The following is a 17340-nucleotide window of genomic DNA, read 5'->3' as shown; positions in this document are numbered from 1 at the left end:
ACAGATCGACTCCGCAGGTGGGCGAATCCGGACGATGTGGTCGAACGATTCCGGATTCGGGCGTGTTGTGGATAACCGATCCGAACGGCTTGTGGGACGCAGACCCCCGCTAGGGCACCCGACCTCTACAATGGGCACTATGGCTACAAACAACAGCGCATCCAAGCGCACAGCTAGTGAGAAACCCGCTCCCAAGAGGAGCACACGCAAGCGCACGACGAGGACCCAGACGGCATCGGCCGCGACTTCCACCGCCGCCAAGTCTATGGCCGCCGGCGAGGTCCCCGCCCCCACCATCCCCGTCACTTCGCCCGAACAGTTCGGCCGCATCGTGGTCATGGACGTGACCCCGAGCGCCGAGCAGGGCATGTTCCCCGCCCGCGTCGAGCTCGGCGAGCCGTTCGAGGTCACCGCGCAGGTGTTCATCGAAGGCCGCACCAAGGTCGGTGCCACCGCCGTGCTGCGCAATCCGCGCGGACGTGAGATGCAGCGCGCGGCGATGACCTGCGCGAACCCCGGTCTCGACCGGTGGACCGTCATGCTCAAGGCGGGCGAGCACAGCGACCTGAAGCCCTGGGATGAGGACTACGCCGCCGTCAAGCGCCAGCTGGGCGAGTGGACCGTAACCATCGAGGGCTGGGAGGACACCTACACCTCCTGGCTGCACGACGCCCGCATCAAGGTGCAGGTCGGCGACGACGTGGAGAACGCCCTGGAGACCGGCGCCGAGATGCTCAACCGTTGGGCGCACACCGCGGACGCGCATCTGTCCGCCCGCGACCGCAAGCATCTGGAGCAGGCCGCCGAGCGCATGTCGGACAAGGACCGTCCGGCCGCCGCCAGGCTCGCCGAGGCCGACAACCCGCGCATCGAGGCGTTGCATAAGACGCACCCGCTGCGCGACGGCATCTCCGAGAGCCGCCCGCAGCGCTTCAAGGTCGAGCGTCCGAAGTCCAGCTTCGCCGCCTGGTACCAGTTCTTCCCGCGTTCCGAAGGCGCGTACCGTGCCGAGGACGGCACAATCGTGCAGGGCAATTTCAAGACCGCGCTCACCGGTCTGGACCGTGCCGCCGAAGAGGGGTTCGACATCGTCTACCTGCCGCCGATCTTCCCGATCGGCGTGACCAACCGCAAGGGCCGCAACAATTCGCTTGTGGCCGGCCCGCACGACCCGGGCTCCCCGTTCGGCATCGGCTCCGAGCTCGGCGGCCATGACACGGTGGACCCGCTGCTGGGTACGATGGACGACTTCAAGGCGTTCGTGGCCCACGCCCACGAGCTGGGTCTGGAGATCGCGCTCGACTTCGCGCTGCAGTGCTCCCCCGACCATCCGTGGGTCAAGCAGCATCCGAACTGGTTCCGCATCAAGCCGGACGGCACGATCGCGTTCGCCGAGAACCCGCCGAAGAAGTACCAGGACATCTATCCGATCGACTTCAACGCGGACATGCCCGGCATCGAGCGCGAGGTCGAGCGCATCATGAACCTGTGGATCGAGGCGGGCGTGACGATCTTCCGCATCGACAACCCGCACACCAAGCCGGTGCGCTTCTGGCAGGACGTCATCGCCGCGGTGACCAAGAAGCATCCGGAGGTCCTGTTCCTGGCCGAGGCGTTCACCCGCCCGGGCATGATGCGTGCGTTGAGCTACGTGGGCTTCACGCAGTCGCACTGCTACTTCCCGTGGCGCAACACCAAGGAGGAGCTGGCCGAGTACCTGCTCGAAACCAACGGCAACGAGGGCTACTACCAGCACAACACCTTCTGGCCCACCACGCCGGACATCCTGACCGCCTACGTGCGCGACAACGGCATCGCCGGCCACGCCGTGCGCGCGGTGCTCGCCGCCATGGGATCGCCCTCGTGGGGCATCTACAACGGCTACGAGCTGATCGAGAACCGCCAGCGTCCGGGCTTCGAGGAGCAGATCGACAACGAGAAGTACGAGATCAAGGTGCGTGACTGGAAGGAGGCGGACAAGTACGGCATCGCCGAACTGCTCGGCTCGCTCAACGAGATTCGCCGCAACCATCCGGCCACCCACAGCTACCACAACCTGACGGTGCTGCCCACCTCGGATCCGTCCATCCTGGCGTTCGCCCGCCACACGCCGGCCGAACTGACCGGCACCGGTCAGGCTGACACGCTGATCGTGATCGTGAACCTGGACGGCTACAACGCGCACCAGTCCACCGTGCACATCGAACTGCCCGAGCTCGGTCTGCCGACCGACCGTGCCGTCACCGTGCGCGACGAGCTGACCGGCCGCGAGTTCCAGTGGGGCTGGGACAACTTCGTCTCGCTCGCCCCGTGGGCCGACGTGGCGCACATCCTCAGCGTCCAGGGCTGAAGCCCGCACTGAGGTATCGTAGGTAACGAACATCCAGCTGACCTTCCTAAGGAGGAAGACAATGGCAGAAACCTTCAACGTCGTGGTGGAGATCCCGCGTGGTTCCAAGAACAAGTACGAGGTCGACCATGAGACCGGCCGCGTGTTCCTGGACCGCACGCTGTTCACCTCGATGGGCTACCCGGACGACTACGGCTACATCGACGGCACCCTCGGCGAGGACGGCGATCCGCTCGACGCCCTGGTCATGATCCCGAACTCGGTGTTCCCGGGCTGCGTGGTCGAGTGCCGCGCCGTGGGCCTGTACCACATGGTCGACGAGGCCGGCGGCGACGACAAGGTGCTGTGCGTGCCCGCCGACGTGCGTTTCGACGACATCAAGGACATCGACGACGTCTCCGAGTACCACAAGGCCGAAATCAAGCACTTCTTCGAGCAGTACAAGGCCCTGGAGCCCGGCAAGGAAGTCATGCCCGGCGACTACTGGGCCGGCGTCGCCGAGGCCGAGAAGGAGATCGTGGCCGCCAAGGAGCGCCTCGCCGCCCAGGGCGAGTGATTCGTCTCCCCACCAGATGATTGCGGGGGCGCACGGTGACATGCCGTGCGCCCCCGCACGTATATGCATCGGCATCCGAGCATGTAGCGGCCCAAGCCAGCGACGGCTGGCCCGCCGGCGTCGGATTACACCAGTTCCACAACCAGGCTGGCGACCGCCACCACCGGCCCCATGAACAGCACCGGCATCAGCCCGACACCCAGCCACGGCCGCGCGACCCTCGGCGTCGGATTCACATCGCACGCCCACTTGCAGGAGGCGGCCCCCAGCAGCACCGCCAGCACCACAATCACCGCGCAGCCAGCCCAAGCCGCCACCGCGGCGTTTCCGGACACGCCGCCACGGCACGCCACAATCAGGTCGGGCAGGAAACACCACCCGGGCGCGGCGATCATCGCCACCCCGTCGGTCACCCCGTGAGACAACGACCGGATCAGATGGGACCGGTCCTCACGGGCCATCTGCCGACCAAACGACACCAGCACCAGCAGCACCAGCAACCCCACGACGCCTGCGGCCCACGTCTCCTGCGGATACAGCACGGCCGACGACGAGCTTTCGGCCCCGGTGGCGACCGCGGGGAAGAACACATGGCCCAACGTCCGCACCACCGCGCACGCCAACGACAACACGCCGCCGATCCCGGCGATCAGACGCCCCGCCATACCATCCCGCAGTGGCGAATGCCAGATGAACACCACCATGATCACCGCCACGGGAACCACCGCGAACGTCACGCTCACGGCCCCGCTCGCGTCACGCATCGGGGAGATCATCGACGCCGCGAACAACGCCGCATAGGCGCAGATCTGTTCCGGCACCACTCGGGACCACGGGATCACGCCGTTACCCGCCGTCGACGCCTGCGTTCCGGCCATGGCCGCCCCTTTCCTCAGGGTGATTGCCCGTCAGGGCGATCGCATCGTTCCTGTGTAACCAATGTAGTCGACGATGTCCACATACTGCGCCATATCCGCCGTTTTGGCCGAACCCGCACGTACAATCCAAGCCAGCGGCGCAATCGCGGACCGCGTTTACGTTCACAGATTGGAAGGGAAGGGGCCGGCAGTGATGGATCTGACGCTGATGACGGTGGCGGCCGACCCGGCCACCGTGCTGCCGTCGCTGGCGCTGCTCTCCCACCGTGTCCGCGTGCTGCCGCTGGACGTGGCCGACATCGTGCGGCTGCCCGACCAGACGATTCTCTTCATCGACGCCCGCGACGACCTGGCGACCGCACGGACCGTCTGCCGCATGATCCACGCCTCGGGCTTCCAGCTGCCGATCATCCTGATCCTGACCGAAGGCGGATTCCCCGTGGTCAACGCCGCATGGGGCATCACCGACATGGTGCTCGCCTCCGCCTCGCCCGCCGAGGTCGAGGGCCGGCTGCGGCTGGTCGCCGAACGCAGCGCCGCCGCTCCCGCAGCGCACGGCCATGAACCGGATTCCGTGGAGAACGACGATTCAGGCATGCTGCGCTACGGCGATCTGGCGTTGGACGTCAACAGCTACACGGCCAGCCTGCGCGGCGAACCGCTGGACCTGGCATACAAGGAGTTCGAGCTGCTCAAATACCTGATGCAGCATCCCGGACACGTGCTGACACGCGCGCAGCTGCTGCAGGAAGTGTGGGGATACGACTATTACGGCGGCACCCGCACCGTCGACGTGCATATCCGGCGGCTGCGGGCCAAGCTGGGCGGCGAGTACGAGCATCTGATCGGCACCGTGCGCAACGTGGGCTACCGATTCGACCCGCCCGAGACCGACGCGGAGGATGCGTGATGCCGCGAGAGTCCAAAGCCGCGCGACTCAAGCGCATGCACGACGAGTACGCGGTGCTGTGCCAGGTGTTCCCTGAACCGAAATGCGCGTTGGATTTCGACTCCCCGTTCCAGCTGGTGGTGGCCACGGTGCTCAGCGCCCAGACCACGGACCGGCGCGTGAACACGGTGACGCCCACGCTGTTCGCGCAGTATCCCACCGCCGCCGCGCTGGCCGCCGCGGACCCCCAACGGGTGGAGGACATCATCCGTCCGATCGGCTTCTACCATGCCAAGACCCGCAACATCATCGCCTTGGCCGCCCAGTTGGAGTCACGGTTCCACGGCCAGGTGCCCGACACGATGGACGAACTGGTCACGCTGCCCGGAGTCGGCCGCAAAACGGCGAACGTGGTGCTCGGCAACGCATTCGGCGTGCCGGGATTCCCCGTGGACACGCATGTGATCCGAGTGACGGGCCGCTTGCGCTGGCGCAGCGACTGGAACGGCGACACGCCCGACCCGGCGCGTATCGAACGCGAAATCACGGCCTGCTTCCCACCCGAGGAATGGACGGACCTGTCGCACCGACTCATCTTGCACGGCCGCGCCACCTGCCACGCCCGCCGCCCCGACTGCGAGACCTGCCCGCTGAACGACACCTGCCCGTCGGTCCGCTGACAGCCGATATTCAATTGTTCCGATTAGACTCGGAACCATGCGTACCCACAGCACCCACCGGCACAGCGCATGGAAGCGTTGGCTCATCTTCATCGCGGTAGCCGCCGCACTCTGCATGCTGCTCTGGACGGGGTGGACCCTGCTGCGGGACCGGCATATCATCAACGGCGACGGCACCCTGCAATCGGACACGGCCGTCACCATCGGCATCCCCGGAGGCCCCTCCTCCGTGGACATCCGCACCGAGGAGAACGCCGAACTCGAACAGGTGCTGCTGGGCAACGTCTACGAAACGCTCGTGTCCCGCGATCAGGACAACGCCTTGACGCCGGGTCTGGCCAGCGAGTGGAAGGCGTCCAAGGACGGTCTGACCTACACGTTCACGCTGCGCCAACACCTCAAATTCGCCAACGGACACACCCTGGACTCATCCGACGTGGTCTGGTCCCTGCAGCAGATCATCCAGCAGAACTACGTCGGCGCCGACCAACTGGACGGCATCGCCGAGGTGTCCAACCCCGACGCGACCACCGTCACCATCACCCTGTCCGAACCGGATCCGACGCTGCCGCGCAGGCTGGCGGGACGCGCCGGCATCGTCTACGACGAGGAGGCCGACACCGACTACGCCCGGCAGTCCGCCGGCTCCGGACCGTTCACCATCGCCGAATTCCGGCCGGGAGTGTCGATCACGCTGCGCGGCAACAACGCATACTGGGGCAGCAAGCCGGCATCCTCGCAGATCACCGTCCGGTACTTCGCCGACGAGACGGCCATGGTCGACGCGCTGCGCGACGGCCAGATCGACATGGCGCTGCCGCTCGACGCGGACACCGCCCAGACGCTGACGGAGGACCCCACGCTGACCGTGACGACCGGGGAGAGCCTGAACAAGACCACGCTGGTGTTCAATAACGACGCCGACTCGATCATGTCGGACTCGCAGATGCGGCAGGCCGTGCGCTATCTGGTCGACACCACCGCGATCACGCAGTCGACCGCGGAGGCCTCGCAGGAACTCGGCGGGCCGATCGGACCGCTTGACCCCGGCTACGAAAACCTGACCGACCTGTTCCCCTACGATCTGAACAAGGGGGCGTCGCTCGCCTCGTACTTCGGCACCTCCTACTACGGCGGCGGACTGCGGTTCGTCGTCAGCCAACGGTACGCCGCGCTCGCCTCCACCATCGCCTCGCAGATCCAGCAGGGCGGCGTGCCCGTCAACGTCGAGGCGTTGGACGACGCCGAATACCAGGTGCGCATCGACTCACGCCAGTTCGACCTGACCCTGCAGACGGAGGAGGGGGAGTTTTCCGCGGCCCGCTACGCCGACCCGCAGTCGCTCTCCCGATACACCGATTCGCAGGCGCAGGAGCAGTACCAGGCGGCGATGAGCGCGACGGACGAGCAGTCGTATCTGGACGGGCTGCACCAGTTCGCGCGCACCGTCAGCGAGGACTCCGCCAGCGACTGGCTGTACTCGTGCCATACGTTCGTGGCGGCCAAGCCGCGACTCGTCGGATACGTGACGAATATGGCGGACCGTTGGCTGCCGCTCACCGAAATCGCGCTGTCGTAACGGATTTCTAGACTGGCCTGTATGACACAGAGCCAGAACACCATCATCAATGCGCATCTGACGCCCCTTCCCGACAAGGTGGGCGTCGACGGTCTCGAGGACAAGTGGCGCGGCGTCTGGGACGACAACGGCACGTACCGGTTCCAGGGCACGCGCGACCGCAAGGCCGTGTATTCGATCGACACCCCGCCGCCCACCGTCTCCGGTTCGCTGCACGTGGGCCATGTGTTCTCCTACACGCACACCGACGTGATCGCGCGGTTCAAGCGCATGCGCGGCTATGACGTGTTCTACCCGATGGGCTGGGACGACAACGGCCTGCCCACCGAGCGCCGCGTGCAGAACTACTACGGCGTGCGCGTGGACACCTCGCTGAAGTACGATCCGGACTTCAAGCCCCCGTTCGAGGGCACCGACGGCAAGAAGATCGACGCCAAGGACCAGGTGCCGATCAGCCGCAGGAACTTCATCGAGCTGTGCGAGAAGCTCACCGCGCAGGACGAGCAGCAGTTCGAAGCGCTGTGGCGCAAGCTCGGCCTGTCGATCGACTGGTCGCAGACCTATCACACCATCGGCGAGCATCCGCAGCGCGTGGCGCAGCGCGCCTTCCTGCGTAACCTCAAGCGCGGCGAGGCCTATCAGAAGGAAGCCCCGGGCCTGTGGGACGTGACGTTCCAGACCGCCGTGGCCCAGGCCGAGCTCGAATCGCGCGAATACCCGGGTTTCTATCACAAGGTGGCATTCCGTTTCGAGGACGGCACGCCGATCTACATCGAAACCACCCGTCCCGAACTGCTGGCGGCCTGCACCTCGCTGATCGCCAATCCGGACGACGAGCGCTACAAGCCGTATTTCGGCCAGACCGTGTATTCGCCGCTGTTCAAGGTCAAGGTGCCGATCCTGGCGCACAAGGCCGCCGAGATGGACAAGGGCGCGGGCATCGCCATGTGCTGCACGTTCGGCGACGTGACCGACGTGGAGTGGTGGCGTGACCTGAACCTGCCACTGCGTTCCATCATCCAGCGCAACGGCCGCATCGTGATGGACACCCCGGATTGGATCGAGGACGAGGCCGGCCGCGCGCTGTTCCAGCAGATCGCCGGCAAGACCACGTTCTCCGCCCGCAAGATCATCGTGGACGCGCTGCGTGAGTCCGGCGATCTGGACGGCGAGCCGACCCCGACCAAGCGTATGACGAACTTCTACGAGAAGGGCGACAAGCCGCTGGAGATCGTGACCTCCCGCCAGTGGTATCTGAAGAACGGCGGCACCGACCAGAAGCTGAACGCCGAGCTGATCGAGCGCGGCCGCGAACTGGAGTTCCACCCCGATTTCATGCGCGTGCGCTATGAGAACTGGGTCAACGGTCTGAACGGCGACTGGCTGATCTCCCGCCAGCGTTTCTTCGGCGTGCCGTTCCCGCTGTGGTACCCGGTCAAGGCCGACGGCACCCCGGATTACGATCATCCGATCACGCCGAGCGAGGACCTGCTGCCGATCGATCCGACCACCGACGTGCCGGAGGGCTACGACGAGTCGCAGCGCGACGTGCCGGGCGGATTCACGGCCGAGCCGGACATCATGGACACCTGGGCCACCTCGTCGCTCACCCCGCAGATCGTGACCCGTTGGGAGGAGCCGGGCGAGGAGAACCAGGCGCTGTTCAACGCCACGTTCCCGATGGATCTGCGTCCGCAGGGCCAGGACATCATCCGCACCTGGCTGTTCTCCACCGTGGACCGCGCGCATCTGGAGAACGGCTGCCTGCCGTGGGCGCATGCCACGCTCTCGGGCTGGATTCTGGACCCGGACCACAAGAAGATGTCGAAGTCCAAGGGCAACGTGGTGGTGCCGAACGAGCCGATCGAGAAGTTCGGCGCCGACGCGGTGCGCTACTGGGCCGCCGCCGCGCGCCTGGGCCTGGACGCCACCTATGACGAGGGCCAGATGAAGATCGGCCGCAGGCTCGCCATCAAGCTGCTCAACGCCACCAAGTTCGCGCTGGCGATCGGCCGCGAGGATGAGAACCACCATGTGGGCGCCGCCGCCACCGCCGCCTGGAACCCGGCCGACGTGACCGAGCCGCTGGACCGCGCCGCGATGGCCGCTATGGCCCGTGTGGTGCACGAGGCCACCGAGGCGCTTGACGCCTACGAGCATTCCAAGGCGCTGGAGGCCATCGAGAGCTTCTTCTGGCAGTTCTGCGACGACTACATCGAGCTGGTGAAGAACCGCGCCTACGGCACCGCCGATTCGACCGGCGTGGAGCCGAGCGAGACCGCCGTGCTGTCGGCACGCACCGCGCTGGGACTGGGTCTGGACGCGTTCGCGCGTCTGCTGGCCCCGTATCTGCCGTACGCCGCCGAAGAAGTGTGGAGCTGGATGCACGAGGGCGAGGGCTCCGTGCACCGTGCCGCATGGCCTGAGGCCGGCGTGTATGAGGCGGCCGCGGGCGATGTGTCCGCCGACGTGCTTGACTGGGCCGGCAAGGCGCTGGCCGAGCTGCGCGGTCTCAAGTCGCAGGCCAAGGTCTCGATGAAGACCCCGATTCTCTCCGCCACGCTGGCCGCGCCGGCCGAAGCCGTGGAGGCGATCGATGCGGCTCTCGGCGACATCGCCGAGGCCGGCCGCGTGACCGGACCGCTGACCGTGGTCGAGGCCGACGCTACGGGCGAGGGCGAGGCGACCGTCGCCGTCACCGCCAGCGAGCTCGGTGAGCCGCCGGCCAAGAAGCCGAAGGCCTGATCGTTATCTTCCTCCGGGAGGGGTCGTCCGATATCCGTCGGACGACCCCTCCCCGTTTGTTTAACCGGTATCCACCCGCTCATCCCAACACGCCCGGCCTGTACGGACTCTGCGACATTGTGACCGTGATCTAAGTTAACAATCGTTGATATTCCGCCGTTTTGGGAATTAGATCACGGTCACGATAGATCAGAGTCCGTACAGGCCGGGCGTGTTGGACGGTGGGGTACGATGCGACAGTCCGGGATTATGGGTTACGATGCGGCAATCCGGGATTGTGGGTTACGATGCGTCGGCGATACGCTGATGGCGGGTCTTGGATTCTCCCACCACGAAGGCGTGGTATCCCTCCGCGATATCGGGATCAAGCCCGGCCTGCTCGGCCAGCGCGCGCAGGCGAGCAACCTGGCGATGTTCCCGTTCGGCATCGGCGGGGGCGAACCCGGCTTGGGCCTTCCACCGGCCCACTTCCTCAGTGTATTTGAACCGTTCGGCGAGCAGCATCACAATGGCCGTGTCCACATTGTCAATCGACCCGCGCAGCCGTTCGATGGCCTGCACGGCCTCGGCCGTCTCGGGGTGCGTCTGTGCTTCGGCGGCGTCGATGGTGGAATCACGCCAGCCGCTCTGTTCGTTATCGCTCATATCCGCCAGCCTAGCGCATCGCACAGGCGCCCACCATCCTTGAGTCCCGCCATGCGGTGGTATGCAATTATGCGAAACCGCCGTGGCGCGTTGCGTGCCGCGGCGGTTGATGATGTCATGCGATACGGGCGCGATCTCAGTTGCCGTTAACTGCGGCGTTGCTCTGCTGGACGATCGCGGCCAGGAAGTCGCGGTTCGTCGGCGTCTTCTTGAGCCTCGGCACCAGCGTCTGGTAGGCCTGCTCGGGTTCCAGACCGCCGAGCAGACGGCGCAGACGGTAGATGACCGGCAGCTCGTCGGGCGGGGTGATGAGCTCCTCGCGGCGGGTGCCGGACGAGTTGACGTCGATGGCCGGGAACAGACGCTTGTCGGCCAGCTCGCGGCTGAGCTTGAGCTCCATGTTGCCGGTGCCCTTGAACTCCTCGAAGATGACCTCGTCCATCTTGGAGCCGGTCTCCACCAGCGCGGACGAGATGATGGTCAGCGAGCCGCCGTTCTCGATGTTGCGGGCCGCGCCGAAGAACTTCTTCGGCGGATACAGCGCCTGCGCGTCCACGCCGCCGGACAGGATGCGGCCGGAGGCCGGGGCGGCGATGTTGTAGGCGCGGGCCAGACGGGTCATCGAATCAAGCAGCACCACCACGTCCTGGCCCAGCTCCACCAGGCGCTTGGCGCGCTCGATGGCCAGCTCGGCCACGGTCGTGTGGTCGGAGGCCGGACGGTCGAAGGTGGAGGAGATGACCTCGCCCTGCACCGTACGCTCCATGTCGGTGACCTCTTCCGGACGCTCGTCCACCAGCACCACCATCAGATGCACTTCGGGGTTGTTGGTGGAGATGGCGTTGGCGATGTTCTGCAGCGTGATGGTCTTGCCGGCCTTCGGCGGCGAGACGATCAGGCCACGCTGGCCCTTGCCGATCGGCGCCACGATGTCGATCAGGCGGCCGGTGAGCTTGTTCGGCGTGGTCTCCTGCTTGAGGCGCTCCTGCGGGTACAGCGGGGTGAGCTTGGCGAACTGCGGACGGTTGGCCGCCTCCTCCACGCTCATGCCGTTGATCGAGTCGATGGCCTGCAGCGGCACGAACTTCTGACGCTGGTTGCGGCGGTCACCCTCGCGCGGCGGGCGGATCGTGCCGTGCACGGCGTCGCCCTTGCGCAGACCGTACTTCTTGACCTGCCCCATCGAGACGTACACGTCGTTCGGGCCCGGCAGATAGCCGGAGGTGCGGATGAACGCGTAGGAGTCCAGCACGTCCACGATGCCGGCGACCGGCACGAGGTCCTCCTGCTGCTGGCGTTCCTCACGCTCCTCGGTGCCGCCATCGCGGTCACGACCGCGCATCCGGCGCTGACGGCGGTCGTTGCCGGCGTTGGCGTTGCGGTCGCCACGACCGCGACGGCGGGAGAGCTCGTGGCCCTCATCGTCGTCCTCATGCTTCTGCTCGGGCAGCGTGGCCAGGATGTCGTCCAGATCGTGATTGTTCTCGGCCTGGGCATGCTGACGGTCGCCGCCACGGTTCTGCTCGCGATCGCCACGGCGACGGCGGCGCATCTGCTGCATCGAGCTATCGTCATCGTGGGTGCCGAGGTCACGGGATTCCACCGGCTCGGAAAGGTCAAGCTCGTCCAGCAGCGAGGACGCGAATTCGTCGGCGGACGCCTTATGCTCCTCATGCGCCGTGCGGCGGGTGCGGCGACGGTCCTCAGGCTCCGGCGCGATGTCCATGGACGCCGGCTCCGGGGCGACGGTCGGCTGAGCCGCCTCCATGGGGCGATCGGCCTTGCTTCGGGTCTCACGCTTCGGCGCACGCACGGTGACGCCGGCGGGTGCCTCTCCCCCGCTGCGAGCGGCCTGCAGGGTGGCGAGCAATTCCGGCTTACGCATCGTCGACGTGCCACGAAGCCCCATCTGCTTGGCGAGCTCCTTCAATTCAGGCAGCTTCATCTCTTCAAGATTCTGGCTATTTGCCACTGTTGGTACCTTTCCTTGGCCGTGTCGGGATGGAATATGACCGGCTACAGCTGGTGACAGGATTGCGGAAAACCGCGTTGAAACGTCCGATCCGATGAACAACGCATCACGGACGTTGTTTACGATACTACGCGATGCCGACCAAATGCAACTGGCCCTTTTGCCACAGAACGGCGGTGCCGCTGCGGCAAAAGGGCCTGTTACCCAAGTCAGCTACCCGGACCGGATGCGAGGGACCGGTTGCAAGGGGCCGGACGAACGGGACCGAGCTACTTCGACTCGTGGTAGGACTGCTCGGTGTTCACGCTCCACACGTTCTTCTTGGAGGTCTTGCCGGTCTTGATATTGCCGACCGCCTCCATGGCCGTGGCCATCGAATGGTCCATGTTGTTGTACCGATGCTGGCCGTTACGGCCCACACAATACAGGTTGCCGAACGAATCCAGGTACTCCACCAGCTCGTCCATATGGTCGTAGGTGTCGAAATACGCCGGATACGCCTTCTTCACCCGTTCGCGATGGGAGTCCAGCACATCCTGCGGACCGTTGATCACACGCATGCGGGTGAGTTCCTGGATGGCGAAGCGCGTGGTCTCCTCGTCGCTCATCGACCAGAACGAATCGCCTTCCTCGCAGAAGTATTCCAGGCCGATCCACACGGTGTCGTCCACGTCCTTGACCAGGTACGGGCTCCAGTTGTTGAACACCTGGATGCGCCCGACCTTGTACCCCGGGTCCTGCACGTAGATCCAGCAGTCCGGCACGATCGGCGGGTTGCCCAGCGTGGGGATGTCGGTGGTGTTGCGCAGCTTAAGATGCTTGACCAGCAGGCCCACGGTCACGAAGTCGCGATACGGCAGGCCGTTGGCGATCTCATGCATGTCGGCCGGCACCGACGTGCCCGCGTCCAACGCGTTGACCAGATCCTTGACCGGCATCGACGAGATGAACTGGTCGGCCTCCAGCTGCGTGCGGTTGCCTTCGGAATCAACGTAGACCACCGAGCCGATACGGCCGCCGTCCTGACGGATCTCCACGACATGCGCATCGGTGATCACGCGCACGCCCGCCTGCTCGCAGTTGTGCTCCACGGTCTCCCACAGCTGCCCCGGCCCCAGCTTGGGGTACCAGAACTCCTCGATCAGGCTCGTCTCCACCTTGGAGGTGTCCTGCTTCTTCGGCAGGAGCTTGAGGAACGCGTTCTTCAGCACCTCGGTGATGCTCAGGCCCTTGACGCGCTGCGCGCCCCAGTCGGCCGAGATCTGCGAGGGATGCCTGCCCCAGAGCTTCTCGGTGTACCCCTCGAAGAACATCGAATACAGCTTGCGTCCGAACCGGTTGATGTAGAAGTTCTCCAGATTGTCTTCCGGCAGCTTGTGCACCATCGATTTCAGATAAGAGAACCCGGCTTCGAGCGTGAGCTTGGGGCCCATGGCCTTCAGCGTGTTCGGGCTGAGGCTGATCGGGTAATCGAAGAAATGCCGGTTCCAGTAGATGCGGGAGACGCGATGGCGCTTGAGCATCACCTTGTCGCAGGTCTCCGGGTCCGGGCCGCCCGGTTCCAGATCATGATGGCGGCCGAGCTTCTTGTCGTCGTAGCTGGGCGCGCCCTGCAGCGGCAGGGTCTCACGCCACCAGGCCATGATGCGGTCGTCCTTGGAGAAGAACCGGTGCCCGCCGATGTCCATCCTGTTGCCGTTGTGCTTGACGGTACGCGAGATGCCGCCGAATTCGCGGGTGGCCTCGAGTACGGTCACATCGTAGGTCTCGGCGCCACCGTCCTTGACCAGTTCCCATGCAGCGGTGAGTCCGGCTGGGCCGCCGCCGATGATCACCACGGTTTGCTTCTGCGTCACGATCCGTTCTCCTTGTCGATGCATAAAACCACGCATAGTCTACCCGAAACGGCTATACTCCGGCCGGGTTATCGCCAAATCCTCACGATTACGGCAATTACGGCATGGTTGCGGCGTTGCGCCGCATACGGCGGACGGGCCGCCCCGTTCCCGAGGTCGGCCCGCCCATTCCATTCACGATCGCTCGCCCGCTGTGGGCGGATGCGTCAGATGCCGTCGGGGATATCGATATCCGATTTCTGCACCTCTTCGACGTTCACATCCTTGAACGTCACGATGCGCACGTTCTTCGCGAACCGCGACGACCGGTACACATCCCACACCCAGGCGTCGGTCAGCTGCACGTCGAAGTAGACGTCCTGTCCGGCCGAACGCACGTTGAAATCAACCTTGTTCGCCAAGTAGAAGCGGCGTTCCGTCTCCACCACGTAGGTGAACAGTTTGATGACGTCGCGGTATTCCTTGTACAGGGCGAGTTCGGCGTCGGTTTCGTAGTTGTCGAGATCCTCGGCGCTCATCACTTACCTTCCTCGTCGCGCTTGCGGCCGCGTCCCAGATTGCGCCACCAGGCGATCTTGGAGGGCTTGCGTTCCGCGGCGCCGTACGGCCAGTTGCTTTCCTCGCTCGAATCGGGCGATTCGATCACGTCACCGGTTTCGGGCTCGCGATACCGCTGGGGTGCCGGGGCCGCAGGCGTCTCGGGCGTGTTCTCCTTGCCCGCCAGGTCGGCGACCGGGGCATGCTCCGCGGGTTCGGCCACCGGCGGGATGACGGCGGTGATCCGCTCGTCGTCCTGCGCCTCGGCGTTGCGCTTGCGGATCTGGACGGAATGCTCGCGCATGCTCAAGGCTTCCTTGACGCCCGGATTATCCTCCAGCACATGCATGCCGAAGGCGTCCAGCGAGGCGATCGGGTCGTACTCGTCGGCCAGCGTGTCCATGACGATCAGGTCCTGGTACTTGTTGTTCTCCGCGTCCCACAGCGCGTCGCGAGAGGTGCCGGACGGCACGAAGCCCAGCGACTGGTACACGGAGATCGATCGCGTGTTCTTCTCCGGCACGCCGACCCAGATGCGGTGCATCCCCAATCCGGCCGGCTCCGGCGCGAAGCCGAAGGTCATGACGCGCGGCATCGCGTCGCGCGAATAGCCGCGGCCGCGGTAGTCCTTGCCGAGCACGATCTGGATGCGGGCGGAACGCGCCCATCCGTCGATGTCGATCAGGAAGATCATGCCGATCACGTTGTCCGTGGAGGCGGCGTCGACCACGCCGTCATCGTCATGGTCCGCGTCGGTCAGAATCGACCAGGCGATGGTGCGACGCGACTCCGGATCGTCGACTCCGGTTTCGGTGCGCCCCTCGGACCAGGCCACGGAACGACGGACCCACGCGTGCACGACGGCACGTTCGGCCTGCATGTCCTTGCCGGTGATGCGGGATGCGCCGCAGTAGGCTCCGAGTTCGTCCATACGGGGCAGGTCCTCCACGGCCGCCGGACGCAGATGCACCATCTCGCCCCGAATCGGGGGGATGACGATCCGCGACGGCAGCTCGCGGGAAACCGTATCAGTATCGTTCAATGGAGGTTCAGCGTTCTGATCCATGATGAAACACCCCTTGTCATTCGCTTTCGCTCACTTATCTATCGACGGTATTGTACCCGGCTCAAGATTCGCTGAAAGCACTGTTCGTCAGGCGTGGAGCTTCTCCATCACGATCTTGTTGACCGCCTTGGCGTCCGCCTGGCCCTTGGTGGCCCGCATGACCGCACCGATGATCGCGCCCATCGGCTTCATATTGCCGGCCTTGAGCTTCTCGACCACATCCGGGTTGGCGGCCATGGCATCCTCCACGGCGGCGACCAGCGCGCCGTCGTCGGAGACCACCTGATAGCCGTGCTTCGCCACGACCTCGGCGGGGGTGCCTTCGCCGGCGAGCACACCGGAGACGGTCTGCTTGGCCAGCTTGTCGTTGAGCTTGCCGTCGGCGATGAGCTTCTCCACCTCGGCCACGTCGGCCGGGGTCACCGGCAGTTCCTCCAACGAGACACCCTTGGCGTTCGCCTCGCGCGAAAGCTCGCCCAGCCACCACTTCTTGGCACCGGCAGCGGTGGCGCCGGCAGCCACGGTGGCCTCGATCAGGTCGAGTGCATCGGCGTTGACCACGTCACGCATCTCCAGATCGGAGAAGCCCCACTCGCCCTGCAGACGGTTGCGGCGCTCGCGCGGCATCTCCGGCATCTGCGCGGCCAGGCGCTCGATGTGCTCCTTGGTGATGTGCAGCATCACCAGATCCGGATCCGGGAAGTAGCGGTAGTCGTCCGCATCCGACTTCACGCGGCCGCCGGCGGTGGTCTGCGAGGCCTCGTCCCAGTGGCGGGTCTCCTGCAGGATCTCGCCGCCATCGTTCAGGATCGCGGCCTGACGGCGGATCTCGTACTGGATGGTCTTCTCGATGCCACGGAACGAGTTCACGTTCTTGGTCTCGGAACGGGTGCCGAACGGGTCGGTCGGATTGCGGCGCAGCGACACGTTCACGTCGGCGCGCATGTTGCCCTGCTCCATGCGGGCGTGCGAGATGTTCAGGGCACGCACGATGTCGCGCAGCGTACGCATGTAGGCACCGGCGATCTCCGGGCCGCGGTCGCCCACGCCCTCGATCGGCTTGGTGACGATCTCGATCAGAGGCACGCCGGCACGGTTGTAGTCGACCAGCGAGTGATCGGCGCCCTCGATGCGGCCGTCGGCGCCGCCGACATGCGTGTTCTTGCCGGCGTCGTCCTCGATGTGGGCGCGCTCGATCGGCACACGGAAGATCGTGCCGTCCTCCAGCTCCACATCCAGGTAGCCATTGCCGTTGGTCGGCTTGTCATACTGGGAGATCTGGTAGTTGCGCGGCATATCCGGGTAGAAGTAGTTCTTGCGGGAGAACTGGCTCCACTCGGCAATCTCGCAGTGCAGGGCCAGGCCCAGCTTGATCGCGTAGTCCACGGCCGCCTCGTTGATCACCGGCAGCGAGCCGGGCAGACCGAGGGAGACCGGGGTCAGCTGCGAGTTCGGCTCGCCGCCGAACTCCACGTGCGCCGGGCAGAACAGCTTGGTGTTCGTGCTCAGCTCGACGTGCGTCTCCAGACCGATGACCGGGTCGAACTGCTTGACGGCATCGGCGTACTTCATCAGTTTTTCAGCCAT

At 65.5% G+C, this 17340-nt stretch carries 13 protein-coding genes; 6 read left to right on the top strand and 7 right to left on the bottom strand.

All coding sequences use genetic code 11. The features are described from left to right. The first annotated feature begins 337 nt into the window (after nucleotides 1-337). Both OU11_RS06215 and OU11_RS06210 read left to right on the top strand, forming a co-directional pair. Nucleotides 338-2350, top strand: coding sequence for an alpha-1,4-glucan--maltose-1-phosphate maltosyltransferase (locus tag OU11_RS06215; protein WP_373869302.1), 2013 nt, complete (start codon nucleotides 338-340; stop codon nucleotides 2348-2350). 61 nt (nucleotides 2351-2411) lie between these two features. Next, on the top strand, nucleotides 2412-2906 hold the full coding sequence (locus tag OU11_RS06210) for an inorganic diphosphatase (RefSeq protein ID WP_033507188.1): 495 nt from the start codon (nucleotides 2412-2414) through the stop codon (nucleotides 2904-2906). Nucleotides 2907-3031: 125 nt separating this feature from the next. Here OU11_RS06210 and OU11_RS06205 read toward each other — a convergent pair whose 3' ends face one another. Continuing rightward, nucleotides 3032-3784, bottom strand: a complete 753-nt coding sequence (locus OU11_RS06205; protein ID WP_081963491.1) for a hypothetical protein — start codon at nucleotides 3782-3784, stop codon at nucleotides 3032-3034. A gap of 190 nt (nucleotides 3785-3974) precedes the next feature. Here OU11_RS06205 and OU11_RS06200 point away from each other — a divergent pair, with 190 nt between their 5' ends. The 4 genes from OU11_RS06200 to valS are packed head-to-tail and all read left to right on the top strand — an operon-like array spanning nucleotide 3975 to nucleotide 9677. After that, entirely contained in the window at nucleotides 3975-4694 is a 720-nt protein-coding gene (locus OU11_RS06200) for a winged helix-turn-helix domain-containing protein (RefSeq protein ID WP_033515416.1), read from the top strand. Beyond that, nucleotides 4694-5353 carry an endonuclease III gene (gene nth, locus OU11_RS06195; protein WP_033515319.1) on the top strand — a complete coding sequence of 220 codons (660 nt, stop codon included), beginning with the start codon at nucleotides 4694-4696 and terminating at the stop codon, nucleotides 5351-5353. Before OU11_RS06200 ends, nth begins: the two co-directional genes overlap by 1 nt. A 37-nt stretch (nucleotides 5354-5390) precedes the next feature. Beyond that, the gene (locus tag OU11_RS06190) at nucleotides 5391-6932 is read left to right on the top strand and encodes an ABC transporter substrate-binding protein (RefSeq protein WP_033515318.1); all 1542 of its coding nucleotides are present in this window, start codon (nucleotides 5391-5393) and stop codon (nucleotides 6930-6932) included. 21 nt (nucleotides 6933-6953) lie between these two features. Continuing rightward, nucleotides 6954-9677, top strand: a complete 2724-nt coding sequence (gene valS, locus OU11_RS06185; protein WP_033515316.1) for a valine--tRNA ligase — start codon at nucleotides 6954-6956, stop codon at nucleotides 9675-9677. Nucleotides 9678-9959: 282 nt separating this feature from the next. Here valS and OU11_RS06180 read toward each other — a convergent pair whose 3' ends face one another. The 6 genes from OU11_RS06180 to gatB form a co-directional block, all read right to left on the bottom strand. Beyond that, nucleotides 9960-10322, bottom strand: coding sequence for a chorismate mutase (locus OU11_RS06180; RefSeq protein ID WP_033515314.1), 363 nt, complete (start codon nucleotides 10320-10322; stop codon nucleotides 9960-9962). A gap of 136 nt (nucleotides 10323-10458) precedes the next feature. Beyond that, nucleotides 10459-12294, bottom strand: coding sequence for a transcription termination factor Rho (rho, locus tag OU11_RS06175; protein WP_033515312.1), 1836 nt, complete (start codon nucleotides 12292-12294; stop codon nucleotides 10459-10461). Between the two features lie 269 nt (nucleotides 12295-12563). Beyond that, nucleotides 12564-14150 (bottom strand): NAD(P)/FAD-dependent oxidoreductase, encoded by a 1587-nt coding sequence (locus OU11_RS06170; protein WP_033515311.1) that lies wholly within the window; start codon nucleotides 14148-14150, stop codon nucleotides 12564-12566. 206 nt (nucleotides 14151-14356) lie between these two features. Continuing rightward, the gene (locus tag OU11_RS06165; RefSeq protein ID WP_033515309.1) at nucleotides 14357-14668 is read right to left on the bottom strand and encodes a DUF2469 domain-containing protein; all 312 of its coding nucleotides are present in this window, start codon (nucleotides 14666-14668) and stop codon (nucleotides 14357-14359) included. Then, nucleotides 14668-15753 carry a GNAT family N-acetyltransferase gene (locus tag OU11_RS06160; protein ID WP_033515307.1) on the bottom strand — a complete coding sequence of 362 codons (1086 nt, stop codon included), beginning with the start codon at nucleotides 15751-15753 and terminating at the stop codon, nucleotides 14668-14670. Before OU11_RS06160 ends, OU11_RS06165 begins: the two co-directional genes overlap by 1 nt. Before the next feature lie 87 nt (nucleotides 15754-15840). Continuing rightward, nucleotides 15841-17340, bottom strand: coding sequence for an Asp-tRNA(Asn)/Glu-tRNA(Gln) amidotransferase subunit GatB (gene gatB, locus OU11_RS06155; protein ID WP_033515305.1), 1500 nt, complete (start codon nucleotides 17338-17340; stop codon nucleotides 15841-15843).

Source organism: Bifidobacterium pullorum DSM 20433, assembly GCF_000771405.1.
Classification (GTDB): Bacteria; Actinomycetota; Actinomycetes; order Actinomycetales; family Bifidobacteriaceae; genus Bifidobacterium; species Bifidobacterium pullorum.
The sequence above is the reverse complement of the archived record's forward strand: the minus strand, read 5'-3'. Positions and strand labels throughout refer to the sequence as shown.